Genomic DNA, 25,246 nt, shown 5'->3' with positions numbered 1-25,246 from the left:
TAACGCTATCCCTTCTGCCAGCCTTGGAGAGCAGACATTGCACACAGAGACCCATGACCAGCCCCTGACCCCGGACAGCCCGGCCCTGCTGCGCCAAACCGACCAGATCCTGGCGCGCATCCATATCCTGCTGGCCGAACAGGGCATTCGCCCCAACGAGGTACAGCAGCAGATGCTGGCCTCTCACGTCAAAGCCATGGTGTGGCGCTCCCACAGTGGCGAACCGCTGCCAGAGGTCGACCTCATCCTGTTCGAGGAGATCTCCCCGCTCTCCCTGCGTCTGGCCGAGCAAGTCGTCAGCTGGCTGGAGCGGCTCGCCTATGAAGAGGCGCATCTCTTGTCCGTCCATTTCGAAGTAGCCAAAGAAAACGAACTCAGTTCAGTCAAAGGAGAATGCTAAATGACAGCCATCAAACTCGTGATCGGTGATCGCCTCGGCAAGGGCCAGAAAGTGGGTGCAGGCGCGGAAGCCGCCGGTGCCAGCGTGACCGTCATCCCCGGCATGGCCGCCGACATGAAGCTCGGCGACGTGATGAACAAGGAGCAGGCGGATCTCGGCATCTCCTTCTGCGGCAGCGGCGGTGCCGGCGCCATCACGGCCCAGACCAAGTACGGCTACAAGTGCCGTTACGGCATGCGATCCATCGAGGAGGGCGTGACCGCCATCAACGAGGGGTGCGTGGTGCTCGGCTTCGGCTTCATGGACAAGGAAGAACTGGGCCAGAAGCTGGTCGAGGCGTTTGCCAAGAAACACGGACGCGCATGATGAAAGAGGACTTCACCACCCAGGTCACCGTCAACGGCAAGGGCGCGACTCGTCAGCAGGCGTTCGCCGCCGCCCTCAGCCAGGTGCAATCCACGCTGCTCAAGGACAACCCGCGGGTGCTGCTGCGCATCGAACCGGTCGAGGTCGAGGTGATCGAGGCCGAGGAGTCGGTCCGGGTGGAGAAGTTCCTGTTCTTCTTCCTGCCGCGCCAACGCCACGAATACCGGGTTCGGCTCGCCATCACGGTCAGGGTCACCAGCCTGGACACCGACAAGGTGACCTTTACCCGGGTGTGACGCCGCCCGCGGCAACACCGCCACAAGAAGGATACATGGGATGTTTCTAATCATATTTATCAAGTCACTCATCATTGGCGGCCTGGTTGGCGTCGGGGTGGGGGCCGGCGCGGCACGGATGTTCCACGCCCCGACCGTGCAGGGGATGGGCGCCTTCCGAACCCTGGGCGAGCTCAACTCCTGCGAAGGGGATCCCGCCTCCCATTTCTCGTTTGGTCTGGGCTTCTTCTTCAACGCCTGGGCCTCCACGGTCGCAGCCGGCGCCTTCACCCAGGACGTGGATCACCGCATCCTGCCGAACTGGGGCGCGGCAGCCCTGATGATCAAGAATCGGGATCTCGCCACCACCCTGCATGACCCGAAGAAGATGGCCATCGCCTGCGGCATCATAGGTGCCATCGTGGTCGCCTTCCTCAACAGCACCGCCGCCGCCGTGCCGGCCGCCCTGCAGGTCACCGCGGTCAAGGTACTGGTGCCGGCCGCCAACCTGCTGGTCAACACCGTCATGCCGGTGATCTTCTGGCTGGCCGCCATCGAGGCGGGCAAGAAGTCCGGCTTCTGGGCCACCATCTTCGGCGGTCTGGCCCAGCTCATCATGGGCAACGCGGTACCGGGTCTGGTGCTCGGCATCCTGATCGGCAAGGGGGTGGAAGAGAGCGGCTGGAACCACGTCACCAAGGTGATGATGGCCGCCATCGTCCTGCTGTTCGTGCTGAGCGGCTTCTTCCGCGGCTTCGACATGAAACTCATCGAGTCCTTCCATCTGGGCATTCCCCTGTGGCTGGAAAACGTCCATAACCTGCTGAGCGGCAAATAAGGGGTCATGCCATGGATGAGAAACTGAAAAACAACTTCTGGTATGCCGACTGGTCCTTCCCCATCTTCGTCGGCCTGCTCTCGGCCGGGGTCTTTGCCGGTACCCACATGTTCTACCTGTACGGGGTCGGCGCCTTCAACGAGGTGGCCTTCGTCGCCATGCTCAAGGCCGGCATGGACACCGGTGCCTACGGCGCGGTAGCGGCCTTCGGCGCCAGCTTCCTGTTTGCCCGCATCATCGAGGGCTCTCTGGTGGGGATCCTGGACATCGGCGGTGCCATCCAGACCGGGGTGGGCCTCGGCGTGCCCGCCCTGCTGCTGGGGGCCGGCATCATCTATCCGGTGGAGAACTTCCCCGCTTCGCTGGTGACCGGCATGGTGATTGGTCTGGCCATCGGCTACGTGATCATCCTGGCGCGCAAGTTCACCATCAACCAGAGCAACTCCACCTACGGGGCGGATGTGATGATGGGGGCTGGCAACAGCTCGGGCCGTTTCCTCGGCCCCCTCATCATCCTCTCCGCCATGGGCGCCTCCATCCCCATCGGCATCGGCTCCCTGCTGGGTGCGCTGCTGTTCTACATGTGGGGCAAACCAATCACTGGTGGCGCCATCCTGGGGGCCATGCTGCTGGGTACCTTCTTCCCGGTTGCGCTTGCATAACCATCCGCCGCCCTGCGGGGCGGCACGCTAGAGGCCATCAGCATGTACGACATCATCATCAGAGCGGGGCGCCAGGGAGATGGCCGGCTCGTCGATATCGCCATCAGGGAGGGCAAAATCGCCGCCCTTGGCACCCTGCCGGAAACGGCCATGGCGCAGCAGACCCTGGATCTCGGCGGCCGGGTGCATGTGAGCGCCGGCTGGATCGACGGCCACACCCACTGCTACCCCGCCTCCCCCATCTATCACGATGAGCCAGACAAGGTGGGCGTGGAGTCCGGCGTCACCACCGTCATCGACGCCGGCAGCACCGGGGCCGACGACGTGGACGACTTCCAGCGTCTCGCCGCCGGCTGCAAGACCCGGGTGCATGCCCTGCTCAACATCTCCCGTATCGGCCTGCTGCGCCAGAACGAGCTGGCCGACAGCCGGGACCTCGACATGGATCTCGCCTCGGCGGCCATTGCCCGCCACCCCGGCTTCATCGTCGGCATCAAGGCGCGGATGAGCGGCAGCGTGGTGGGTGAGAACGGCCTGCAGCCGCTGCGCATGGCCAAGGCACTGCAACAGGCCCACGGCCGGCTGCCGCTGATGGTACACGTGGGCAACACGCCGCCGGATCTGGACGAGATCGTCGCCCTGCTGGGGGATGGCGATCTGCTGACCCACTGCTTCAACGGCAAGCCCAACCGCATCCTGACCCCGGCCGGCGAACTGCGCCAGGCGGTGCGTGAGGCGATGCAGCGGGGCCTCTTGCTCGACATCGGCCACGGCGGCGCCAGCTTCAGCTTCGAGGTGGCGGAATTGGCCATTGCCCAGGGGATCCTGCCCCGCACCATCAGCTCCGATATCTACTGCAAGAACCGCATCAAGGGGCCGGTCTACAGCCTGGCCCACGTGATGTCGAAGTTTCTCGCCATCGGCATGACCCTGGAGCAGGTACTGGCCTGCGTCACCCACCATGCCGCCGATGCCCTGCGCCTGTCCGGCAAGGGGCGACTCGAGGTGGGCGCCGATGCCGATCTGACCCTGTTCGAGGTGATGAGCGGCCCCACCCTCTTTACCGATACCGAAGCCGGCGCCCGCAATGGCGATCGGCAGTTGCTGCCCCTCGCCGCCCTGGTCGGTGGTGAACTGGTTCTGACTCACTATGGGAAATCACACCATGCCTTCTGTGTATGAGAAATATCAGCTCAAACCGGTGATCAACGCCTCCGGGCGCATGACCATTCTCGGCGTCTCCACCCCCGAACAGGAGGTGGTCGACGCGGTCAACTTCGGCCTTGGCCACTACTTCGAGGTAAAGGATCTGGTCAACAAGACCGGCGCCTACCTGGCCGACTTGCTGGATGTGGAAGATGCGGTGGTAGTCTCCTGCGCCAGCGCCGGCATCGCCCAGTCGGTGGCCGCCGTGATCGTGCGCGGCGACCCCTACCGCCTCGAGCAGTTGCATGCTCATGCCCACCATGTGCCGAGCGAAATCGTGCTGCCCAAGGGACACAACGTCAACTTCGGCGCCCCGGTCGGCACCATGGTCAACCTGGGGGGCGGCAAGGTGGTGGAGGCCGGCTACGCCAACGAGTGCTCTGCCGCCCAGCTGGCCGCCGCCATCAATCCCAATACCGCCGCCATCCTCTACATCAAGTCCCACCACTGCGTGCAGAAGAGCATTCTGTCGGTGGCCGAGGCAGCCGAGGTGGCCAAGGCCCACGGGCTCCCGCTCATCGTCGATGCGGCGGCCGAGGAGGATCTGCGTCTCTACTACAACCAGGGCGCGGATCTGGTCATATACAGCGGCGCCAAGGCCATCGAAGGGCCCACCAGCGGGCTGGTACTCGGCAAGCGCCAGTACGTGGAGTGGGTCAAGCAGCAGGCCAACGGCATCGGCCGTGCCATGAAGGTGGGCAAGGAGGGGATCCTCGGCCTCACCCACGCCATCGAGCGCTACCTTATCAAAGAGAAGGAGAGCGGCGCCGCCATGGTCGCCAAGATGACCCCCTTCATCGAGCGCCTCAACCAGCTGCCCGGCGTCAGCGCCAAGGTGGTGTGGGACAGCGCTGGGCGCGACATCGCCCGCACCGATATCGTCTTCGACCACCAGCAGATCGGCATGACCACAGTGCAGGTCGTCGCCCGTCTGCAACAGGGCACGCCTGCCATCTACTGCCGCGGCTACAAGGCCAACGAGGGGCACATCGAGATCGACGTGCGCAGCGTCACCCAGCCCCAGCTCGACCAGATCCATGCCGCCATTGCCCACCTCGTTCAGGAGAACAACTGATGTCTCTTACTCCCAATTACTACCACGATCGGGTCTGCCTCAACGTGCTGGCCGGCTCCCGACAGAATGCCGTCGACATTTATGAGGCTGCCGAGGGCCACGTGCTGGTCGGTGTGCTCTCCAAGAACTACCCGGATGTGCCCTCCGCCGTCGCTGACATGCAGGCCTACGCCAAGCTTATCGACAACGCCCTCTCCATCGGGCTGGGGGCCGGCGATCCGCGCCAGTCAGCCATGGTGGCCGAGCTGGCTCGCCAGCTGCAGCCCCAGCACGTCAACCAGGTGTTCACCGGGGTCGGCGCCAGCCGGGCGCTGCTCGGCCAATCGCAAACGCTGGTGAATGGGCTGATCTCCCCTACCGGTACGCCGGGCATGGTGAAGATCTCCACAGGCCCGCTCAGCGCCGGGCAGCCGGACGGGATTGTCCCCATCGATACCGCCATCGCCCTGCTCAAGGACATGGGTGGCAGCTCGGTCAAGTTCTTCCCCATGGGCGGGCTGACCTGCCGCGCCGAGTATCAGGCGGTGGCCGAGGCCTGTTCCCGCCACGGCTTCTGGCTGGAGCCCACCGGCGGCATCGATCTCGACAACTTCGAGGAGATAGTGCGAATTGCGCTGGATGCCGGCGTCGAGAAGGTGATCCCCCACATCTACAGCTCCATCATCGACAGCGCAAGCGGTCAGACCCGTCCCGAGGACGTGCGGACCCTGCTGGCCACGGTGAAGCGGCTGCTGGCCTGATCGCCCTCAGGCACCGGTCCGATCACTTGCCGGTGCCTGGCTTGTCATTGACTCGCTTGTTAACATCGATTTTCTATTCTGCGACAGGAGTCCGATCCCCCCTCATGACCAAGCTGCCCCACCCCAGACTCCAGCAACTGCTCACCCTGCTCCACGCCGAACCGCTGCCGCAGGAGGAGCTGGCCCGCCGCCTCAACGTCTCCACCCGCACAGTACGCACCGACGTGGCGACCCTCAACGAGATCATCGCCACTCGGGGAGCCCATCTGATCCACCAGCGCGGCAGCGGCTATCAGCTCAAGATCTACAATCAGGAGCTGTTCGCGGCGCTGCTGGCGGCCCAGGAGCAGGAGAGCGGATTGCCTCGCACCAGCCGCGAGCGGGTGCTGCACCTGCAGATCCTGTTGTTGACGGCGGAGCAGGGCATCAAGCTCGACGAGCTGGCGGACACCTGGTATCTGAGTCGGGCGGCACTGCAGGGGGACATGGCGGAGGTGCGGGAGCGGCTCGCCCACTTCGAGCTCGCCATCGACAGCAAGCCCAGGCAGGGGATGCGGATCCAGGGGGGGGAGACGGCCATTCGCGCCTGTCTCACCCAGCTGCTCTATCAGGAGCTGCTGCACAGCAACCCGCTGCAGAGCCTGCTGCCCAACCTCTGTCCCAGCAAGACGCTGGAGGTAGTGGGCAATCACATCCACGAGCAACTCGGCCGCCACCAGTTGCGCCTGGCCGACGAGAGCCTGCAGCAGCTCGCCATCTACTGCGCCGTCGCCCTGCTGCGCCAGGCGGCGGGCCACGAGCTGCGCCAATTCACCGGCGAGGATCTCACGGCGCCGCTGCTGGCGGTCGCCCACGACATCTATGGCGAGCTGCCGACCCTGACCCCGCCGGGGGAAGAGGAGATAGCCTGCCTCGCCATCCAGATCCAGGCCCGCCTCACCGCCGATTCCCCCCAGCTCAGCCCGGCCATGGCGGCCGATAGCGAACAGCTGGTGGAGCATCTGCTGGGCTACATCCACCAGCACTACCCCTATGACCTGCGCGGCGACCTGCAACTGCGGGCCGACCTGCAGACCCATATCAGTGCCATGCTGCTGCGGGTCAAATACCAGATTGGCAGCCACAATCCGCTGGCAGACCACATCAAGCAGTATTACCCCCTCGCCTACGACATCACGCTGGCGGCCATCTCGGAGTGGATAAAGCAGACCCCTTACCGGCTGACCCACCACGAGATAGGCTATCTGGTGATCCATATCGGGGTCGGACTGGAGCGTCACTACGACATCGGTTACACCCGCCGTCCCCAGGCGCTGCTGTTGTGCGATGCGGGCAACGCCACCTTCCGGGTGCTGGAGGCCCGCATCAAGCGGGAATATCCCCAGCTGCAGCTGACCACGCTGGAGTCGGTGCGGGATTACGAAGGGCTGGTGCGAGTCGAGCAGGATTTCGTCATCAGTACCGTCAAGGTGAGCGACAAGAACGTGCCCGTGGTGCAGGTCGCCCCCTTCCCGACCCAGTACCAGCTGGAGCAGCTCGGCAAGCTGGTGCTGATCGATCGCACCCGCCCTTACCTGCTCGACAAGTACTTCGATGCCGACCACTTCATGGTGGTCAGCGAACCGCTCAGCCAGGGAGCGCTGTTTGATCGCATCTGCAGCCAGCTGGAGGCGGAGGATCTGGTGGAGAGCGGCTTTCGGGGATCCTTGCAGGAGCGGGAGCGCATCGTCTCCACCCTGCTGGGAGACGGCATCGCCCTGCCCCACTCCCTCGGTCTGCTGGCACGCCGTACCCTGGTCTATACCGTGCTGGCCCCGCAGGGGATTGACTGGGGCAACGGCGAGAGCGCCACCCTCATCTTCGTGCTGGCCATCGCCAAGGCCGACTACGAAGAAGCGATGGGGCTCTACGACCTGTTCCTGGCCTTGATGAACGAAAAAGCCAGCAGGAACCTGCTGGCTTGTCGGGATTTTGCCGCCTTCAAGGCGCTGGCACGCAGCGCACCTTGAGCATGCCGAGGCGCGTTACTCCTCGTTGAAGCCCGAGGTGAACAGCGCCACCACGGCGGCCAGGGCCTCCACTTCCTCGGGCCCCTCCACCTGAACCTCCACCTGCTTGCCCTGGGCGGAGTCCAGCATCAGCAGGCCGATCACGCTGTCCGCGTCGGCCTCGACCCCCTCTTCGTTGCGCAGCAACACGTGGGCATCGAACCCCTGCACCAGCTCGAACAACATCATGGCCGGTCTGGCATGCATGCCCAGTTTGTTTTTCACTTCCACCGAGGCTGAGACGGTCATCTGATCTTCCTATTGGTCCATCAAAATTGCGGCGCACTCTTGTCGAGGGTGCGATGGCGGATCTGGACGTTCTTGCCCAGCAGGCGAAAGGCGCCGGCCAGCTGCTCGGCAATGAATACCGATCTGTGCTGACCACCGGTACAGCCAATGCCGACAGTCACATAGCTGCGATTGTTGCGCTCCAGGTGGGGCAACCAGGTCGCCAGCATGTTCTCGATCTGCAGGATGAACTGCATCACATCGGGCTGGCTGGAGAGGTAGCGGGCCACCGGCTCATCCTTGCCGGTGAACGGCTTGAGCTCGGGGATCCAGTGCGGATTGGGCAGGAAGCGGGCGTCGAACACGAAGTCGGCATCCTTGGGGATACCGTACTTGAAGCCGAACGACTCGAACACCAGCACCAGCTCGTTCTCCTTCTTGCCGAGCACCCGGGTCTTGATGAGCTCGCTCAGGTCGTGAATGCTGAGGTTGGTGGTGTCGATGCGCAGGTCGGCCGTCGAGGAGAGCGGTGCCAGCAGGTGGGTCTCTTCCCGGATCGCCTCGTCGAGCGACAGCTTGTTGCGCGACAGGGGGTGCAGCCGGCGGCTCTCGCCGTAGCGCTTGAGCAGGGTGGAGTTTTCCGCATCGAAGAAGAAACTCGTGAACTCCACACGCCCCTCGTTGCGTACCTGAGCCAGCAGGGTTTCCAGCTTGTCGGAACTCGCCGGCAGGTTGCGCACGTCGATGCTGACCGCCAGCTTGTCATACTGGCTCTCGACCGAGACGATCAACTGGGGCAGCAGGTTGACCGGCAGGTTATCCACGCAGTAATAACCAAGATCCTCCAGCACACGCAGGGCAACTGTCTTGCCCGAGCCGGAGCGCCCACTCACCACTATTAATTGCATCTTGTTCCCTCACCGCTTGGCGTCATTGCAAGGGCCTGCATCTCAGGCCGATGTCATGATCTGATAGAGTTCTTCATCGCTGGTTGCCTGGCGCAACTGGCGGCATACCGCCTTGTCGCCCAGTTTGGATGCCATCAGGGAAAGGGTCTTGAGGTGCTGCTTGCACTCGCTTTCCGGCACCAGCAGGGCAAACAGCAGGTCAACCGGTTGATTGTCGATGGAATCGAAGGGGATAGGCTCTGCGAAGGTCATCAGGATCGCGGTCGGCGGAAACTCGTCGCCGATCCGGCCGTGGGGAATGGCGATACCGGCTCCGATCCCGGTACTGCCCATCTTTTCTCGCGCCAGCAGGCACTCGAAGAGCACCTGACGAGAGGTCCCCAGGCGCTCAGCGGCTAACTCGCTGATGATCTCCAGGGCGCGTTTCTTGCTGGTACAAGGGACCGCACTTTTGGTGCAGTCCCGACTCAGTATGTGTTCAAGTTGCATGGTTATTTTTGGTTTAACTTATCTTTGTGCTTGATGATCTGCCGATCCAGCTTGTCCAGCAGGGTATCAATCGCCGCATACATGTCGGCATGCTGCGAGTTGGCGAACACCTCACCCCCGCTGACATGCAGCTTGGCTTCGGCGATCTGGTTCAGTTTTTCTACGCTCAACACCACATGAACATTGTTGATGTGGTCAAAGTGACGCTCGAGTTTGGCAAATTTGTTGTTCACATAATCACGCAGAGCTTCGGTGATCTCGACATGGTGTCCGGTCAGGTTGATTTGCATAACGTCTTCCTTTTGTTTTGCCTAAACCAGGCGTTTGCGCTGATTGGATGGCGGGATCAACAAGGATTCACGGTACTTTGCGATCGTGCGTCTCGCCACCATAATACCCTGTTCGGCCAGCAAATCCGCGATCTTGCTATCACTTAGCGGCTTGGCGGGATTCTCCGCCGTGACCAGCTTCTTGATGAGCGCGCGAATTGCGGTCGATGAGCACTCTCCTCCTCCCTCGGTGTTTACATGGCTGGAGAAAAAAAACTTCAGTTCGAAGATGCCGCGCGGCGTGTGCATGTACTTCTGGGTAGTCACCCGCGAGATGGTCGACTCGTGCATCTCCACCGCTTCGGCGATGTCGTTGAGCACCATGGGTTTCATGGCCTCTTCACCGTATTCGAAGAAGCCCTGCTGCTGCTCGACGATGCAGCTGGCCACCTTGAGCAGGGTGTCGTTGCGACTCTCCAGACTCTTGATGAACCACTTGGCTTCCTGCAGGTGGGAGCGGATGAACTGGGTATCCTGACTGGTGCGAGCCTGTCTGGCCATGGCGGCATAGGTCTCGTTGACCCGGATGCGCGGGGCCGAGTCAGGGTTGAGCTCGACCACCCACTTGTTGCCCTTCTTGACCACGGAAACATCCGGGATCACGTACTGGGATTCGCTCTGGATGACGCCGTTGCCGGGCCGCGGCTCCAGCTGCTGGATGAGATCCAGCACCTCCTTGAGGTCGTTCTCCTTCAGCTTGGTCTTGCGGGCCAAGGTGCGGTAATCGCGGTTGCCGAGCAGATCCATGTGCTCAAGGATCACCTCCCTGGCTTCGTTGAGCCAGGGCAGATCAGGTGAGTACTGGCCCAGCTGGATCAGCAGGCACTCCTGCACCGAGCGGGCGGCGATACCGACCGGATCGAAATGTTGCACCCGCTTGAGCACGGCCTCCACTTCATCGAGCTCCACCTCGACATCCTCGCTGCTCACCGCCGCCTGAATATCCTCAAGCGACACCGTCAGGTAACCGGATTCGTCGATGGCATCTATGATGGCGAGGGCGATGGCGGCATCCACGTCGCTGAACGGGGTCAAGCGCATCTGCCACAACAGGTAGTCCTGCAGGTTCTCGGTGGTTTCACCCTGATAGACGCTGTCTTCCCCGTCATGGATGGGGCCTGCGCTCTGGGCCGTGCCGGCCGAATAAACCTCTTCCCAGGTGGTATCCACCGGCAGTTCGTCCGGCATCTGATCCTGGGCCATGGCATCGCTGGAGTCGAGCTGGCTGACGTCCACCTGGTCGACCGGGCTGGTCTCCTGAACGTCGTTTTCCTCTTGCTCCAGCAAGGGGTTGTTGTCGAGCGCTTGCTGAATTTCCTGCTGGAGTTCCAGAGTGGAGAGCTGGAGCAGACGAATCGCTTGTTGTAATTGCGGCGTCATGGTCAGGGACTGACCGAGACGCAACTGTAATGTCGGCTTCATCTACGTCGGGATATCCTTATGGTCAGCGAGGCAGTCGTCACAGGAAATGAAGAGATGCCCCCTTACTATAGACTGAATTGATCGCCCAAATAGACGCGCTTGACCTGCTCATCGGCGAGTATTTCCGCCGGTGCACCTTCGGCAATCATCTTGCCGTGGCTGACGATATAGGCCTTCTCACATACGTCCAGAGTCTCTCTGACGTTATGGTCGGTGATCAAGACGCCCAAGCCTCTATCTTTGAGGTGCTGGATGATCTTCTTGATGTCTATCACAGAAATGGGGTCTACCCCGGCAAAAGGTTCATCCAGCAGGATAAAACGCGGCTCCGCCGCCAGCGCACGGGCGATCTCGACCCTGCGTCGCTCACCGCCCGACAGGCTTTGCCCCAGGCTGTCGCGGATATGGGTGATGTTGAACTCTTCCAGCAGTTGCTGAACCTTGTCCTCCCGCTCCTCACGGCTCAATCCCTTGCGGGTCTGCATGACCCCCATCAGGTTGTCGAACACCGACAGGCGCCGGAAGATGGAGGCCTCCTGCGGCAGATAGCCGATGCCGTTACGAGCGCGGATATGCATGGGTTGCAGGCTGATGTCCTGATCATCGATGGTGATGAGACCGGCATCGCTCTGTACCAGTCCCACGATCATGTAGAAGGAGGTGGTCTTGCCGGCGCCGTTCGGGCCGAGCAGGCCGACGATCTGGCCGGTGCCCACTTCCAGGCTCACATCGCTGACCACCATGCGACGCTTGTAGCTCTTCTGCAGGCCGGCTGCTTTCAACACTGCCATGGTTTATTTTCCCTGCTTCTTCTGATCGGCCGGCTTGTCGAAACTCTCGACCTGATCCGGCAGGAACACCGTCTTGACCCGCTGGTTCGGGGTTTTGCTCTCGGCAATCATCTTCTGTTTGACGATGTCGTAGCGAATGAGATCGCCATTGACCTGGCTGTCTTCCTGCTTGAGCTGGCCATCGCCGGTGATGGTCACCAGCCGGTTCTTGAGCTCATAGCGAATGCTGTTGCCGTGGGCATTGACCGGCTTGCCGTTGTCCAGGATCTGGAAGAAGGTGGCTGGCTTGCCATAAGCCGTCATCACCTCGGCCCCCTTCTCGCCGGAGCGGATCACCACCACCTTGTCAGCCTTGATCTTGATGGAACCCTGGGTGATGGTCACATCCTGTTCGAAGGTGATGCGGTTATCCTGCAGCTCGGCCACCTGCTTGACCGCGTCCACATAGACCTTCTCGGCAAAGTCGGACTCTTTGGCGCTCACGGTGCCGCACAGCAGCAGGGCCGCGAGGGCCAGATTAGCGTTTTTCATTGAAATAGATGGCATGGCCCTGATCCAGTAATTCGAAATATTTGCGTTCCAGATGACCCTTCAGGCCAACGCCCTCGGTCTGGAAGTCCTTACCCACTATGCTGACCTGCTGATTGCTTCTCACGTTCTGGGTCACCAGATCCAGCTCCAGATAGGGGGTATCCAGCGTGGAGATGAAGGAGGTGGGCAGCAGACCGTCCAGATGCACCTTGTCCCGCAGGATCACGTTGTCATCAGTGTTGAGCACCCCGGTCTCGGCGTTGACCTTCCACTCGGCTTCGCCCTGCTTGTCGAACATGTAGACCACCGGCTTGTCGAAGGTGGCCTGTTCCAGGATCTGGTAATACTCCGCATAGCGGGACTCCAGTCGCTCGGTACGCAGCCCCTCGGCATTGAAGCGGGTCGTCACCAGATTCTTGGCGGTGAAGTCCGGCTGATAATTTTCCACCTTGGTGGTCGGCTCCGGCGCCAGCTCGATATCGCCGAGCTGCCAGGCCGCCAGCGCCACCAGAAACAGCAGGGCGAACAACAGGGTCTGTCTGCTCATACCGAGGCCTCTGGCTGATAATCACCCAGCCCCTGGGCCTGCAGGATGAGATCGCACACCTCGCGCACCGCCCCCACACCGCCGGCCAGCCGGGTCACCATGTCGGCGCGCGCTAGCACCAGCGGATGGGCGTCGGCCACGGCAATGCCGAGGCCGCAGGCCTGCATCACCGGCAGATCGATGGTGTCATCTCCCATATAGGCTGCTTGCGATGCATCCAGCCCCAGCTTGGCCAGCAGCGCCTCGAAGTGGGGCAGCTTCTGATCCGCCCCCTGCACCAGGTGCTGCACCCCCAGGCTCTTCATCCGATCGCTGACGATGCGGGAGTTGCGCCCGGTGATGATGGCAATCTCGATCCCGGCATTGAGCAGCGCACGCATGCCGGCGCCGTCGCGAGTGCAGAAGGTTTTCAGCTCTTCGCCATCATTTCCCATGTAGATGAGGCCGTTGGAGAGCACCCCGTCCACATCGCACACCAGCAGGCGGATTTGCGCCGCCTGATCAAACTGGCTGCGCGTCACCGGACCATAGAGGGTCGGTACGTTTTGCATCAAATTACTCCGGCTTTCAGCAGGTCGTGCATGTTGAAGGCCCCCAGCGGGCGCTTGTCGCCATCCACGACCAGTAATCCGTTGATCTTTCTGGTTTCCATCAGCTTGACGGCCTCGGCCGCCATCATCTCTGGTCCCACGGTAACACAGTTCACCGTCATGACGCGGCTGATCGAGGTGTGATGGATATCCACCTGCAGATCCAGAATGCGGCGCAGGTCGCCATCGGTAAACAGGCCGGCCAGCACGCCGTTGCCATCAACCACCGCCGTCATGCCGAGCCCCTTGCGGCTCACTTCCAGCAGAGCCTGGCTGATGGTGGCATCTATCCCCACCTGGGGCAACAGCTCGCCGCTGTGCATCAGATCGCCGACTCGCAGCAGCAAGCGCTTGCCGAGCGACCCGCCCGGGTGAGAGAGCGCGAAATCGTCGGCGGTAAAACCGCGGGCTTCCAGCAGGGCCACCGCCAGCGCATCGCCCATCACCAGGGTCGCGGTGGTGCTGGAGGTCGGCGCCAGCCCCAGCGGGCAGGCTTCCTTCTCCACCTTGATGCACAGGTGTACGTTGGCTTCTTTTGCCATGGTGGAGGCCGGGTTGCCGGTCATGCAGATGAGCGGAATACCGCGGCGCTTGAGTACCGGCAGCAGGGCCAGGATCTCGTCGCTCTCACCGGAGTTGGAGATGGCGATGATGAGATCGCCGCCGGAGATCATCCCCAGATCGCCGTGGCTGGCTTCACCCGGATGGAGGAAGAAGGCGGGGGTGCCGGTGCTGGCCAGGGTCGCCGCTATCTTGCTTCCGACATGACCTGACTTGCCCATGCCGGTGACCACTATCTTGCCACTGCAACGCAGTATCATCTCGCACGCCTGATCGAAGGCATCGTTCAGGTACTGGTAGAGTCCATCAATCGCTTGTTTCTCGATGTCCAGCACGGTACGGGCGCTGCGACGAAAATCGAACAGTTCAGACACTTTTTCAGACTTTACAGACATAAAGGCACAGCTCCGGGCTGAAATTTGCTGCGGGATTATAAAAAAGTCTGTCGAGATAAGCGAATCGGATACTTCTTGGGCGTAAAAGAGAGACAATTGGTTACAAAAAACTGTCGCGCGTCTGGATGGGCAGACTGTTCAATAGTTGTTCCTTGCTGTTGCTTAGACCTAGACTAGCCCATAAAATTCGCTCTTCATTTACACCGGATGGACAATTGTTTGAACGATGACCTGATCACCATCTCCGACCTGACCTTCAGTCACGGAGATCGGCTGTTATACGACGGGATAAACCTGACCATTCCCCGTGGCAAGGTCACTGCGGTCATGGGCCCCAGCGGCATCGGCAAGACCACCTTGCTGCGGTTGATCGGCGGCCAGCTCAAGCCCGAGTCCGGTCATATCCTGTTTGACGGGGAAGATATCCCCACCCTCTCCCGCTCGCGCCTGTACGAAGTGCGCAAGCGGATGAGCATGCTGTTTCAGAGCGGCGCCCTGTTTACCGGCATGACGGTATACGACAACGTGGCCTTCCCGCTGCGCGAGCACTCCGGCCTGCCCGAGGAGCTGATCCACACCATCGTCATGATGAAGCTGCAGGCGGTGGGTCTGCGCGGCGCAGCAAAGCTGATGCCCTCCGAGCTCTCCGGCGGCATGGCCAGGCGCGCGGCGCTGGCCCGTTCCATCGCGCTGGATCCGGACCTCATCATGTATGACGAGCCGTTCGTCGGCCAGGATCCCATCACCATGGCGGTGCTGGTGAAGCTCATCAAGGATATGAACGATGCCCTCGGCATCACCTCCGTCATCGTCACCCACGACGTGAAGGAGGTGCTGAGCATCGCCGACTACGCCTATATCATCGCCAACCGCAAGGTGGTGGCGCACGGCACGCCGGCCCAGCTGCGCGAGGAGCACAATCCCGAGGTCGAGCAGTTCCTGAAGGGACTGCCCGACGGTCCTGTTCCGTTTCATTTTCCGGCAGGCGAGCTGCTACAGGATCTCTGATGTTGACAAGCCAGGTAAGCAAACTGGGGCGAAGCGGGGTGCGGTTCATCAGCGCCATCGGCCGCGCCACTATCATGTTGTTTCACGCGTTGGCGGGCAAACCCGCGCCGCGCAAGCACTTTCCGCTGCTGGTACAGCAGCTCTATGTGGTCGGGGTGCAGTCGGTCGCCATCATTCTGGTGTCGGGCCTGTTCATCGGCATGGTGCTCTCGCTGCAGGGCTACAACGTCCTGAAGGACTTTGGCGCCGAGCAGAGCCTGGGCCCGCTGGTCTCCCTCTCCCTGCTGCGAGAGCTGGGTCCGGTGGTGACCGCCCTGCTGTTTGCCGGTCGTGCGGGCTCCGCCCTCACCGCCGAGATCGGTCTGATGAAGGCCACCGAGCAGCTTTCGAGCCTCGAGATGATGGCGGTGGATCCGCTGCGTCGGGTGGTGGCACCGCGCTTCTGGGCCGGGGTCATCAGCATGCCGCTGCTGGCCTTCATGTTCAGCCTGATCGGCATCTTCGGCGGCAAGCTGGTCGGGGTGGACTGGCTGGGGGTCGATGAGGGGGGCTTCTGGTCCGCCATGCAGGCTTCCGTCGACTGGCAGGATGACATCATGCAGGGCGCCATCAAGAGCCTGATCTTCGCCCTGGTGGTCACCTGGATTGCGCTCTTTAACGGTTATGATGCCAAGCCGACTTCGGCCGGGATCAGTCAGGCCACGACCCGTACCGTGGTCCACTCCTCCCTGGCCGTGCTCGGCCTGGATTTTATACTCACCGCAGTCATGTTTGGATAAGGTAAAGATGAAGTTCAGCAAAGTAGAATTCCTGGTTGGCACCTTCATGCTGGCCGGCATCGGTGCCATTCTGGCATTGGCACTGCAAGTGGCCGGTTTGAGCTTCAAACCGGAAGGAGAAACCTATACCCTGCGCGCCCATTTCGATAATATCGGCGGCCTGAAAGTACGCTCTCCGGTCAAGGTGGGCGGCGTGGTGGTCGGTCGGGTCAGCGACATCAGCCTGGACGCCAAGAGCCAGGTTCCGGTCGTCTCCCTGCAGATGCAGAAGAGCGCCGGCGAGTTCTCCGAGACCAGCACTCTCTCCATCCTGACCTCAGGCCTGCTGGGTGAGCAGTACATCGGCCTGGTACCCGGTTTTACCGATGAGGAGATGGGCACCAGCATGCTCAAGGATGGCGACATGATTGAAGACACCAAATCCGCCATTGTGCTGGAAGACCTGATTGGCAAGTTCCTCTACAGCCAGTCTTCCGACACCAAGTCAGACAGCAAGTAAGGAGTAACCATGTTCAAGAAGATCGCCCTGTTGCTGGGCCTGATGACCAGCATGCTGTTTTCCCTGACCGCGCAAGCCACCGACGCCACCGACCCCTACGCCCTGGTGGATCAGGCGGCCAAGCAGACCTTCGCCCGCCTGAAATCCGATCAGGCCCAGGTGAAGAGCAACCCGGACCACCTGCGCGTCATCATCCGCGAAGAGCTGCTGCCTTACGTGGACAACCGCTTCGCCGCCTACAAGGTGCTCGGCAACCAGATCAAGCAGACCACCCCGGCCCAGCGTGACGCCTTCGTTGAGGTGTTCACCGAGTACATGGTGAGCTCCTACGCCGACGCCCTGGCCCATTTCGACAAGCAGACCGTCAAGGTCGAGCCGGGCAAGGCCGCCGGTGACAGCAACATCACCGCCGTCAACGTCAGCGTGAAAGAGGCCGGCAAGCCGGACATCTTCCTCGAGTTCAAGCTGCGCAAGAACAACAAGACCGGCGAATGGAAAGCCTTCGACATGGTCGCCGAGGGGATCAGCCTGCTCTCTGCCAAACAGAACGAGCTGGGTGGCCTCATTCGCCAGAACGGCATCGATGCGGTGATCGCCCAGCTGCGCGCCCACAATGCCAAGCCGCTGGTGCTCAAGTCATGAGACTGAGCGGCGAGCTGCAGGCGGCTCAGGTGATTGAGCTGTGGCAACGGCGGGCCGACTGGTGGCAGGAAGATCTGCTCGAGCTCGGCGACGTGACCACGCTGGATTCCGCCGGGCTGGCCCTGCTGGTCAAATGGGCCAAAGCCGCTCTGGCACGAGGCGCCACACCGCAACTGGTGGGCGCCTCCGCTGATTTCTATACCCTGGCCAACCTCTACGGAGTGGCCGGATTGTTTCAATCAACCCCGCTCACAACTGAGGACGCATAATGCAAGTCTCTGAAATTGAAGCGATACTCCTCGAGGCTCTGCCATTGTCCGAAGTCCATGTCAAAGGGGATGGCAGTCACTACCAAGTGATCGCCGTCGGTGACATGTTTGACGGCATGAGCCGGGTCAAGAAGCAGCAGGCCATCTATGCCCCGCTGATGGACAAGATCGCCAGCAACGCCATTCACGCACTCTCCATCAAGGCCTTTACCGATGCCGAGTGGAAACGCGAACGTAAATTTCTACTGCCCTCCTGATTTGGTATCAAACGTAAATGGACAAATTCAAGATCGATGGTCGTTGTACTCTCAACGGCGAAGTGACCATCTCTGGCGCCAAGAACGCCGCTCTGCCGATCCTGTTCGCCACCCTGCTGTGTGACGAGGAGATCCACCTCTCCAACGTGCCGCGTCTGAAAGACGTAGGGACCACCATCAAGCTGCTGGAGATGCTGGGCGCCACCACCAAGGTGAACGGCAACGTGACCGTACTGACCGGCGCCGTGAACAACCACGTAGCCCCTTACGAGCTGGTGAAGACCATGCGCGCCTCCATCCTGGCGCTGGGCCCGCTGGCCGCCCGTTTTGGCGCGGCTGACGTCTCCCTGCCCGGCGGCTGCGCCATCGGTGCCCGTCCGGTCAACCTGCACGTGCACGGTCTGGAGCTGATGGGCGCCAAGATCGTCATCGAAGAGGGTTACATCAAGGCTCGCGTCGACGGTCGCCTGAAGGGTGCCCACATCCTGATGGACATGGTCTCCGTCACCGGTACCGAAAACCTGATGATGGCCGCCACCCTGGCTGACGGCCGCACCGTGATCGAAAACGCCGCGCGCGAGCCGGAAGTGGTCGATCTGGCCTACTTCCTCAACGCGCTGGGCGCCAAGATCCAGGGCGCTGGCACCGACACCCTGATCATCGACGGTGTCGAGCGTCTGCACGGCGGCAACTACAGCGTGCAACCGGATCGTATCGAAACCGGTACCTTTCTGGTGGGCGCCGCGGTCACCGGCGGCAAGATCACCTGCCGCAACACCGACCCGACCCTGCTGGAAGCGGTTCTGGTCAAGCTGGAAGAGGCCGGAGCCCTGATTGAGAAGGGTGAAGACTGGATCACCCTCGACATGACCGGTCGCACCCTCAAGCCGGTCACCATCAAGACTGCCCCCTACCCGGCCTTCCCGACCGACATGCAGGCCCAGTTCACCGTGCTGAACGCGGTGGCCAAGGGCACCGGCATGGTCACCGAGACCATCTTCGAGAACCGCTTCATGCACGTGCCCGAGCTGGTACGGATGGGTGCCGACATCGAGTTGCAGGGTAACGTGGCCATCTGCCGCGACACCGAGCAGCTCAAGGGTGCCCAGGTAATGGCAACCGACCTGCGCGCCTCCGCTAGTCTGGTGCTGGCCGGCTTCGTCGCAGAAGGTTCCACCATAGTCGATCGCATCTACCACATCGACCGTGGCTACGAAGACATCGAGCACAAGCTGCAAGGCCTCGGCGGCCGCATCGAGCGCATCAAGGGCTGATTGCCGCCCCTGAGCAAAGCCGATACAAAAAGGCCCCTCGCACAGCGAGGGGCCTTTTTCATGAGCGCGGATCGGCGGGATGGCGGGGTCAGTGTCCCGCCAGCTTCATGTTCTCGACCAGCACAGAGCCTGTCTTGAGGCTGGAGCGCTCATCCTCATCGCTGCCCACCGCCACTATGTGGCTGAACATCTCTGCCAGGTTGCCGGCGATGGTGATCTCCTCGACCGGATAGGCTATCTCGCCATTCTCGACCCAGAAACCGGCGGCGCCGCGGGAGTAGTCGCCATTGACGATGTTGACCCCCTGCCCCATCAGCTCGGTCACCAGCAGGCCGGTGCCCATCTCCTTGAGCATACCATTGAAGTCCTGACCTGTGCTGGAGACCTGCCAGTTATGGATGCCACCGGCGTGGCCTGTGCTGGTCAGCCCCAGCTTGCGGGCCGAGTAGGAGGTAAGCAGCCAGCTCATTAGCTCGCCATTGCGCACTATGTCCATGTCGCGGGTAAGCACCCCTTCCCCATCAAACGGGGTGCTGGCGAGCCCTCCCAGCAGGTGGGGGAATTCCTGGATGGTGAGCCACTCGGGCAGGATCTGCTTGCCCAGTTTGTCCAGCAGGAAGCTCGACTTGCGATAGAGATTGCCACCGCTGATGGCCATCACCAGATGACCCCAGAGCCCGGCCGCCGTATCGGGATGGAACAGCACGGGTGCATGGCGGGTGGCGATCTTGCGGGCACCGAGGCGGGAGACGGTGCGCTCCACCGCCTCATCGGCAATGCGCTGCGGGCTCCAGAGCCCCTCCAGGGTACGGCTGGAGGAGTAGCCGTAATCGCGCTGCATGTCGCCGTCCTGCTCGCCGATCAGCACGCAGCTCAGGGAGTTGCGCGAGGCGGCATAGCCTTTGACGAAGCCGTGGCTGTTGCCATAGACCTTGATGCCGAGGTGACTGGAGAAACCAGCGCCATCGGAGTGCTTGATGCGGGCATCGCGCCCCAGCGCCAACCGCTCGCACTCGGTGGCCAGCTCGATGCCATATTGGGGGTCCAGCGCGACCGGGTGGCACAGCTGCAGATCCGGGGCGTTCCAGGCCAGCAGATCTGCATCTGCCAGACCGGCGCACTCATCAGGGGAGGTATGGCGAGCAATCTCCATGGCCGCTTCCACGGCGGCGCGAATGGCTGACGGGCTCAGATCCGTGGTGGACGAGGATCCCTTGCAGCCATCGCGATAGACGGCGATGCCGAGCGCGCCATCCTTGTTGAATTCGATGCTTTCCAGTTCACAACCGCGGGTGTTGACCGACAGCCCGGTCTGTTTGCTGATGGAGACTTCGGCCAGCGAGGCGCCCAGTCCCTTGGCGATATCCAGGGCCTCGGCAACCACGGCCTCGAGATGGGCTTGATCCTGGCGGATTTGGTCTTGCTGATCCATAACTCACATCTGTATGAAGGAAGGAAAGGGGCTAAGCATATCAGACCCCTGCGCCCAGCGGGAGAAGCTGGTAACATATCCGCCAAACGTGAATGACAGGAATCAAGAGACCGATGAGTCAATATCAAGACGACAACGAGTGGGAAGACTGGGGCCCCAGCAAGAGCCAGCTCAAGCGTGATGCCGAGGCGCTGCAGAAGATGGGGGAAGAGATCGTCTCCCTCAGCCACAGCGAACTGGAGAAGATCCCGCTGGATGAGGAGCTGGCCGAAGCGGTCGAACTGGGCCGCAAGCTCAAGCCGAAGAAGGACGAGTCTTTCCGCCGTCACCTGCAGTTCATCGGCCGGTTGATGCGCAGCCGCGATGTGGAGCCCATCGTCGAGGCGCTCTCCATCATCAAGAATCGCCACTCCACCGTCAACGCCCGCCTGCACCGGCTGGAGCAGTGGCGCGAGCGGCTGATCAACGAAGGCGACAGCGCCCTCAACGAGCTGATGTCCCAGTTCCACGAGCTGGATCGCCAGAAGCTGCGCCAGCTGATCCGCACCGCCAACAAGGAGCGGGAGCTGAACAAGCCGCCGGTGGCCTATCGCGAGATGTACCAGTATCTGCGCGGCGAGATAGAAGATTTGCTGTAAGTGATGACTCACGTTCGCCGACAGGCGGCGGTCAACACAAAATGAAACGGGGCCTATACGGCCCCATTTTTCATGACGTGACGCGTCAGTTACTCGCTACGCACTGGGTGTGGGTTTCCGGTTGCAGATAGGGCATCAGCAGCGGCGCCATCCCCTTGAGCACCTGTACCGGCAGGGCCGAGGTGAAGCGGAACTTGTCGGACTGGCTGCCGGGCACATAGGCCGTCAGGGTGCCGAAGTGATCATCCCCGATGTAGAAGACGAAGGTCGCGGTCCGGTTGCGGGCCAGCGAGCTGGTCACGTTGCCGTAGCGGCCCACCGTCTCGATCCGGTTGTCACCGGTCCCCGTCTTGCCCCCCATCTGCAACACTGTGCCGTCCGGCAGGGCGAAGGCACCGGCGATGCGCCTGGCGGTGCCCCCTTCTACCACCTTCGACAACGCGTTGCGCAGGGCGGTGGCCACCTCGACCGGCAATACCCGGGTCCCCTCGGTCTGCGCCGGCGTGAACTCTGTCTCGAACGGCGTGCCCTTGGCAAACGAGAGGTGCTCGATACGCAGGGTCGGCGCGCGGATGCCGCCATTCTGGATGATCCCCATCAGCTCGGCCAACGCGGCAGGGCGGTCGCCCGAGCTGCCCAGCGCGGTCGCCAGCGACGGCACCAGGTGATCGAACGGATAGCCCAGTCTGGCCCAGCGCTGATGGATATCGAGGAAGGCCTCGACCTCCAGCATGGTGCGGATCCGGCTGTCCCGGGCGCTGCGGTGACGGGTCTTGAACAGCCAGCTGTAGACCTCCTGCCGCTCGTCCCGGCTCGCCTCGACGGCATCGGCAAAGGTCGCCTTGTCAAACTCCTTGAGATAGGAGAGCAACCACAGCTCCAGCGGGTGTACCCGGGCGATATAGCCCTGATCCGGCAGCGAATACTTGCCGGGACCATAGCTGGTGTAGAGCTGTTCGATGCGCCGCTCACTCAGCTTCTCCCGCGGCAGACGTTTGGCCAGGAAGGCCGCGAAGGTCTCCTGCGAGGCATCCGGCATCAGGTAGCGGTGTACGGCGGCAAGGCGCACCGCGCTGGGTTTGAGGCCATCCAGGAAGGTGTCGAGCTGCTCCTCTGGAGTCTTGCCACGGTATTTGCGCCAGAAGCGCAGCAGATAGGTCTGTCCCTCCTTGTCTGCAAACTTGGCCAGATATTCGGTGCGGCGCGGATCCTTGTCATCCTTGAGCAACTGGGCGCGGTTGCCCTCCCGATAGAGGCTGTAGCGAACGATATCGCGCATCAAGCGCACGAACGGCAGGTTGATGGACTCACGCAGGGCATCGCGAATGGCCGGAATGCGGCCGTTGTCTTCGCGCCGGAAGTTGTTGAAGGTGTGCATGCCGCCACCGGTGAAGAACCCTTCGTTCGGGCTGGCGGAATACTTGCGATCCAGCGCAGCCTCCAGCATCAGGGGCAGGCTCTTGTCCTTGGCGGTCATCAGGTAAGAGACGGCCCAGCGGCTGATGTTGTCCTGATCCGACACCTCAATCTTGCGCAAGCTCTCGGGCGACATGCCGGCATAACTGTCGTGCAGCTCGGAGACGATCTCCAGATAGGTGGTCAGCACCCGCAGCTTGGCGGTAGAGCCCAGCTCCAGCTTGCTGCCCTCGTTGATGTCAAACGGCTGATCCGTGTTGTCGGTCTGCACCCGCACCTTGAAGCCCTGCGGCGATTTCTCGAACAGGGTGAAGCTGTACTTCACATCCCCCGTCTTCTCCGGCGAGAGCAGGCGCTCACCAAACAGGCCGACCTGAGCGGCAAACGTCGGATCAGCCAACTGTTGCAGGTAATGGGAAACCTCGTTTTGCAGCGGCATGTTGAGGCTGGTGTCGGCCGTCAGATCGAGCCGGTCCAGATCGTAGAGCTGCACCCCGAGCTGACGGCTGAGACGGGTACGGGCAACCTGCAACCCCTTGTTGTTGTTGACCTTGGTCACCGCCGGGGACTGCAGGAAGTCACGGAAGGTGATCTTGGCCTTCAGCGCAGCCTCCATCAGCGGGGGCGTAATCATCCCTTCCTGCACGAACAAACGCAGATAGCTGTCGGTCAGTGTGGCCAGTGCCTCACGTCCCTGAGCCAGGTAATAGGAGGGACGGCGATGGGCAATCATCAATGAAACCACCTGACGCAGTGCCAGCCCCTGCTCCGCCAACGAGGCATCCTGGTTGCGAGCGGGATCCAGCAGCCGGTTCACCTCGTCAACATTTGCACCGAACCAGACCCAGAGGCCATCACCCAGACCGTGCACCTCGCCATAACCGGGGGCCGCCGAGAGTGGCACCGAGTTGAGGTAGGCCCAGGCAACCAGCTTGCGTGCCTCCAGGGTCTCCGGCCCAAGCCGGTAAGCCCGCACGCTGGCGGACGCCATTTGGCGGATCTTCTCGGTGGGGGAGAGCGTCAGGCCATCCGGCGAGTGGCGGTACTTCTCGACCTGGGTCGCCAGGGTACTGCCGCCGGCCGACTGATCCTGCATATCCAGCGCCTTGCCCACCTGGGACATGGCCGCCTTGGCAAAACGGGGCCAGTCCACGGCCGGGTTGGCCAGCGGATGTTCATTGCTGAGCAGATCGCGGTTCTCGATGAACAGCAGCGACTGGATCACCAGCGGCGGGATGGAGGCAAAGTCCGGATAATAGTGGGTCGGATACTTGAACTGATAGAAGGGCTCTGCCCGGCAATCATGCAGGGTCAGACCGGCCTGGACCTTCTCGGTATAGGGGACGAAGAAGCCGCGGCTGGCGTAGTCATACAAGGCATCGGAGAAATGCACCTGCTCGCTGACCTGATAGCCACGCTGCAGCAGACGCTCCTGCATCATGGGCAGCAGCACATAACCCAGCCGCTTGTCGAAGGGGCCATCCTCGGGGAAGGCAATCTGCTTGCTAAGACCGGGCTCGACCTGATAGGTCAGCTTGGCGGCATAGCGGGAGATCTCCTGCGACTGCAGGCGCGATGTCTGCATCTCATAGCCCACCAGAGCAATCACGGCGGCCAGGCACAGTAAAAAGAGAAAGCAGAACAGCCAGCGCCACCAGGGACGACGCTTGCGCTTGTACTTCCCGTCCGCGCTTGGGACAGATGAATCCTGATATGCCACTTTGTTCAAATCCGTCTGTTCTGATGCGCCCATATCAGCCCCACCATGGTTGCGCAATTTATTGTGTTTCACTCAAGCTTAGTCGTTTCAAGTCAATGGCTTGAAATCTATTGACCGCTTTGTAGTGATGGTAACAGGGCGATCATGAAAAGGGGAGCCGATTGTTGCAGAGCGGCGAGAGATCCGAGCTGATGACAGAAAGCAAAACACCGGCCATGGGCCGGTGTTTTGGGAGAATAATGAGCGAGCTTACTTGCTGGAGCTCATCGCCTTGAGCTTGGAGCTCAAGTCTTTACGCTCCTTGGAAAGCTCGGCGTTTTTGATGATGTGATCATCCACCCGCTCTTCATAGTCGGCACGCATGTTGGCGATAATGGCCTGAACCTCATCGATGCTCATGCCCGGCTTGATGTAATCGCTCAGGTTGTCGAGCAGCAACACCCGCTTCTGGTTGTCACGGATCTTCTTCTCATTGTCTGCAATTTCACGCTTGAGCTTGTTCTGACGACGAGACATACGCACATATTCCAGTACATCGCTGAAGGTGGACTTGTTTACTTGTTCCATATCGATACCACTGACGTAAGGTTGATAAAAGCAGGCCAAGTTGCATCCGTACAGAGAAACGAGCATGAGAGTACGGGCCAACCCAAGATGCCCTTTACTCTACCGAGTTATGAAGCAGATACAACCCTAATTGCAGCTCTGGCGCCGGGTTTCGGCAGAGGAGAGCCGAGTGGGGAATAAGGTGTGAGGCAGGCACTGCTCATGCATCGAAGAACAGCTGTCAAATACGAATCAAGCTGAATTTCAGGCAATAAAAAAGCCCGCTCAGATGAGCGGGCTTCTTCAATTGGGTGCCTGGCAGTGTCCTACTCTCGCATGGCGAATGCCACACTACCATCGGCGCT

30 protein-coding genes are annotated in these 25,246 nt (G+C 61.5%); 17 read left to right on the top strand and 13 right to left on the bottom strand.

All coding sequences use genetic code 11. The features are described 5' to 3' along the window. The first annotated feature begins 37 nt into the window (after positions 1-37). The 9 genes from AB5Y94_RS16910 to AB5Y94_RS16870 all read left to right on the top strand — a co-directional run bounded on the left by AB5Y94_RS16910 (position 38) and on the right by AB5Y94_RS16870 (position 7,571). Positions 38-400: a transcriptional regulator gene (locus AB5Y94_RS16910; RefSeq protein WP_279485208.1), complete on the top strand. Its 363-nt coding sequence runs from the start codon at positions 38-40 to the stop codon at positions 398-400. Continuing rightward, complete coding sequence (locus tag AB5Y94_RS16905) at positions 401-766, top strand: SFCGS family glycine-rich protein (RefSeq protein ID WP_005305917.1); 366 nt, start codon at positions 401-403, stop codon at positions 764-766. It begins immediately after the preceding gene. Beyond that, positions 766-1,062, top strand: coding sequence for a DUF4312 family protein (locus tag AB5Y94_RS16900; protein WP_017784946.1), 297 nt, complete (start codon positions 766-768; stop codon positions 1,060-1,062). Before AB5Y94_RS16905 ends, AB5Y94_RS16900 begins: the two co-directional genes overlap by 1 nt. Before the next feature lie 40 nt (positions 1,063-1,102). Beyond that, a complete protein-coding gene (locus AB5Y94_RS16895; protein ID WP_005305923.1) occupies positions 1,103-1,879 on the top strand; it encodes a DUF4311 domain-containing protein in 777 nt (258 codons plus the stop codon). Positions 1,880-1,890: 11 nt separating this feature from the next. Then, a complete protein-coding gene (locus AB5Y94_RS16890; RefSeq protein WP_368206205.1) occupies positions 1,891-2,541 on the top strand; it encodes a DUF4310 family protein in 651 nt (216 codons plus the stop codon). Between the two features lie 42 nt (positions 2,542-2,583). After that, positions 2,584-3,723 (top strand): amidohydrolase/deacetylase family metallohydrolase, encoded by a 1,140-nt coding sequence (locus AB5Y94_RS16885; protein ID WP_368206204.1) that lies wholly within the window; start codon positions 2,584-2,586, stop codon positions 3,721-3,723. Continuing rightward, positions 3,707-4,822: a DgaE family pyridoxal phosphate-dependent ammonia lyase gene (locus tag AB5Y94_RS16880; RefSeq protein ID WP_368206203.1), complete on the top strand. Its 1,116-nt coding sequence runs from the start codon at positions 3,707-3,709 to the stop codon at positions 4,820-4,822. Before AB5Y94_RS16885 ends, AB5Y94_RS16880 begins: the two co-directional genes overlap by 17 nt. Next, positions 4,822-5,562, top strand: coding sequence for a KDGP aldolase family protein (locus AB5Y94_RS16875; protein ID WP_368206202.1), 741 nt, complete (start codon positions 4,822-4,824; stop codon positions 5,560-5,562). Before AB5Y94_RS16880 ends, AB5Y94_RS16875 begins: the two co-directional genes overlap by 1 nt. Before the next feature lie 104 nt (positions 5,563-5,666). Then, positions 5,667-7,571, top strand: a complete 1,905-nt coding sequence (locus tag AB5Y94_RS16870) for a transcription antiterminator (RefSeq protein WP_368206201.1) — start codon at positions 5,667-5,669, stop codon at positions 7,569-7,571. 15 nt (positions 7,572-7,586) lie between these two features. Here the strand turns inward: AB5Y94_RS16870 and npr are convergent, their stop codons facing one another. From npr to AB5Y94_RS16820, 10 genes are all read right to left on the bottom strand, one after another. After that, positions 7,587-7,859: a PTS phosphocarrier protein NPr gene (npr, locus tag AB5Y94_RS16865; protein ID WP_005305943.1), complete on the bottom strand. Its 273-nt coding sequence runs from the start codon at positions 7,857-7,859 to the stop codon at positions 7,587-7,589. 20 nt (positions 7,860-7,879) lie between these two features. Further along, on the bottom strand, positions 7,880-8,746 hold the full coding sequence (gene rapZ, locus AB5Y94_RS16860; RefSeq protein ID WP_005305946.1) for an RNase adapter RapZ: 867 nt from the start codon (positions 8,744-8,746) through the stop codon (positions 7,880-7,882). A 42-nt stretch (positions 8,747-8,788) separates the two neighbouring features. Next, a complete protein-coding gene (ptsN, locus tag AB5Y94_RS16855) occupies positions 8,789-9,235 on the bottom strand; it encodes a PTS IIA-like nitrogen regulatory protein PtsN (protein ID WP_005305951.1) in 447 nt (148 codons plus the stop codon). Between the two features lie 2 nt (positions 9,236-9,237). Further along, a complete protein-coding gene (gene hpf, locus AB5Y94_RS16850) occupies positions 9,238-9,525 on the bottom strand; it encodes a ribosome hibernation promoting factor (protein ID WP_005305957.1) in 288 nt (95 codons plus the stop codon). A 21-nt stretch (positions 9,526-9,546) separates the two neighbouring features. Further along, positions 9,547-10,986: an RNA polymerase factor sigma-54 gene (locus tag AB5Y94_RS16845; protein WP_094697654.1), complete on the bottom strand. Its 1,440-nt coding sequence runs from the start codon at positions 10,984-10,986 to the stop codon at positions 9,547-9,549. Positions 10,987-11,051: 65 nt separating this feature from the next. Beyond that, positions 11,052-11,777 (bottom strand): LPS export ABC transporter ATP-binding protein, encoded by a 726-nt coding sequence (gene lptB, locus AB5Y94_RS16840; RefSeq protein WP_005305964.1) that lies wholly within the window; start codon positions 11,775-11,777, stop codon positions 11,052-11,054. A gap of 3 nt (positions 11,778-11,780) precedes the next feature. Then, a complete protein-coding gene (gene lptA, locus AB5Y94_RS16835) occupies positions 11,781-12,308 on the bottom strand; it encodes a lipopolysaccharide transport periplasmic protein LptA (RefSeq protein WP_099359776.1) in 528 nt (175 codons plus the stop codon). Next, positions 12,295-12,855, bottom strand: coding sequence for an LPS export ABC transporter periplasmic protein LptC (gene lptC / locus AB5Y94_RS16830; RefSeq protein WP_010635927.1), 561 nt, complete (start codon positions 12,853-12,855; stop codon positions 12,295-12,297). The genes lptA and lptC overlap by 14 nt, the downstream gene beginning before the upstream one ends. Continuing rightward, positions 12,852-13,406: a 3-deoxy-manno-octulosonate-8-phosphatase KdsC gene (gene kdsC, locus AB5Y94_RS16825; protein ID WP_017766397.1), complete on the bottom strand. Its 555-nt coding sequence runs from the start codon at positions 13,404-13,406 to the stop codon at positions 12,852-12,854. Before kdsC ends, lptC begins: the two co-directional genes overlap by 4 nt. Then, positions 13,406-14,401: a KpsF/GutQ family sugar-phosphate isomerase gene (locus tag AB5Y94_RS16820; protein WP_139397670.1), complete on the bottom strand. Its 996-nt coding sequence runs from the start codon at positions 14,399-14,401 to the stop codon at positions 13,406-13,408. The genes kdsC and AB5Y94_RS16820 overlap by 1 nt, the downstream gene beginning before the upstream one ends. Before the next feature lie 207 nt (positions 14,402-14,608). Here AB5Y94_RS16820 and mlaF point away from each other — a divergent pair, with 207 nt between their 5' ends. From mlaF to murA, 7 genes are read left to right on the top strand one after another with little or no spacing between them, the layout of a single operon-like run. Next, positions 14,609-15,409, top strand: a complete 801-nt coding sequence (gene mlaF / locus AB5Y94_RS16815; RefSeq protein ID WP_005305979.1) for a phospholipid ABC transporter ATP-binding protein MlaF — start codon at positions 14,609-14,611, stop codon at positions 15,407-15,409. Continuing rightward, positions 15,409-16,188, top strand: coding sequence for a lipid asymmetry maintenance ABC transporter permease subunit MlaE (gene mlaE, locus AB5Y94_RS16810; protein ID WP_005305981.1), 780 nt, complete (start codon positions 15,409-15,411; stop codon positions 16,186-16,188). Before mlaF ends, mlaE begins: the two co-directional genes overlap by 1 nt. Before the next feature lie 7 nt (positions 16,189-16,195). Next, the gene (gene mlaD / locus AB5Y94_RS16805) at positions 16,196-16,687 is read left to right on the top strand and encodes an outer membrane lipid asymmetry maintenance protein MlaD (protein WP_005305985.1); all 492 of its coding nucleotides are present in this window, start codon (positions 16,196-16,198) and stop codon (positions 16,685-16,687) included. Positions 16,688-16,696: 9 nt separating this feature from the next. Beyond that, positions 16,697-17,329 carry a phospholipid-binding protein MlaC gene (gene mlaC / locus AB5Y94_RS16800; RefSeq protein WP_005305988.1) on the top strand — a complete coding sequence of 211 codons (633 nt, stop codon included), beginning with the start codon at positions 16,697-16,699 and terminating at the stop codon, positions 17,327-17,329. Then, positions 17,326-17,598 carry a lipid asymmetry maintenance protein MlaB gene (locus tag AB5Y94_RS16795; protein WP_005305991.1) on the top strand — a complete coding sequence of 91 codons (273 nt, stop codon included), beginning with the start codon at positions 17,326-17,328 and terminating at the stop codon, positions 17,596-17,598. Before mlaC ends, AB5Y94_RS16795 begins: the two co-directional genes overlap by 4 nt. Next, positions 17,598-17,855, top strand: coding sequence for a BolA family iron metabolism protein IbaG (ibaG, locus tag AB5Y94_RS16790; protein ID WP_005306001.1), 258 nt, complete (start codon positions 17,598-17,600; stop codon positions 17,853-17,855). The genes AB5Y94_RS16795 and ibaG overlap by 1 nt, the downstream gene beginning before the upstream one ends. Positions 17,856-17,872: 17 nt before the next feature. After that, positions 17,873-19,129: a UDP-N-acetylglucosamine 1-carboxyvinyltransferase gene (gene murA / locus AB5Y94_RS16785; RefSeq protein ID WP_368206200.1), complete on the top strand. Its 1,257-nt coding sequence runs from the start codon at positions 17,873-17,875 to the stop codon at positions 19,127-19,129. 88 nt (positions 19,130-19,217) lie between these two features. Here murA and pmbA read toward each other — a convergent pair whose 3' ends face one another. Then, positions 19,218-20,561, bottom strand: coding sequence for a metalloprotease PmbA (gene pmbA, locus AB5Y94_RS16780; protein ID WP_017779766.1), 1,344 nt, complete (start codon positions 20,559-20,561; stop codon positions 19,218-19,220). Between the two features lie 113 nt (positions 20,562-20,674). Here pmbA and yjgA point away from each other — a divergent pair, with 113 nt between their 5' ends. Continuing rightward, entirely contained in the window at positions 20,675-21,199 is a 525-nt protein-coding gene (gene yjgA, locus AB5Y94_RS16775) for a ribosome biogenesis factor YjgA (RefSeq protein ID WP_010635921.1), read from the top strand. A gap of 85 nt (positions 21,200-21,284) precedes the next feature. On the opposite strand, the gene AB5Y94_RS16770 is transcribed toward yjgA, so the two are convergent. Further along, the gene (locus AB5Y94_RS16770) at positions 21,285-24,368 is read right to left on the bottom strand and encodes a transglycosylase domain-containing protein (RefSeq protein ID WP_095591562.1); all 3,084 of its coding nucleotides are present in this window, start codon (positions 24,366-24,368) and stop codon (positions 21,285-21,287) included. 216 nt (positions 24,369-24,584) lie between these two features. Then, positions 24,585-24,902 (bottom strand): PTS system regulator TmaR, encoded by a 318-nt coding sequence (gene tmaR / locus AB5Y94_RS16765; protein ID WP_005306016.1) that lies wholly within the window; start codon positions 24,900-24,902, stop codon positions 24,585-24,587. Positions 24,903-25,246 lie beyond the last annotated feature (344 nt).

This window comes from Aeromonas sp. s5 (assembly GCF_040907865.1).
GTDB classification, from domain to species: Bacteria; Pseudomonadota; Gammaproteobacteria; order Enterobacterales; family Aeromonadaceae; genus Aeromonas; species Aeromonas dhakensis.
The sequence above is the reverse complement of the archived record's forward strand: the minus strand, read 5'-3'. Positions and strand labels throughout refer to the sequence as shown.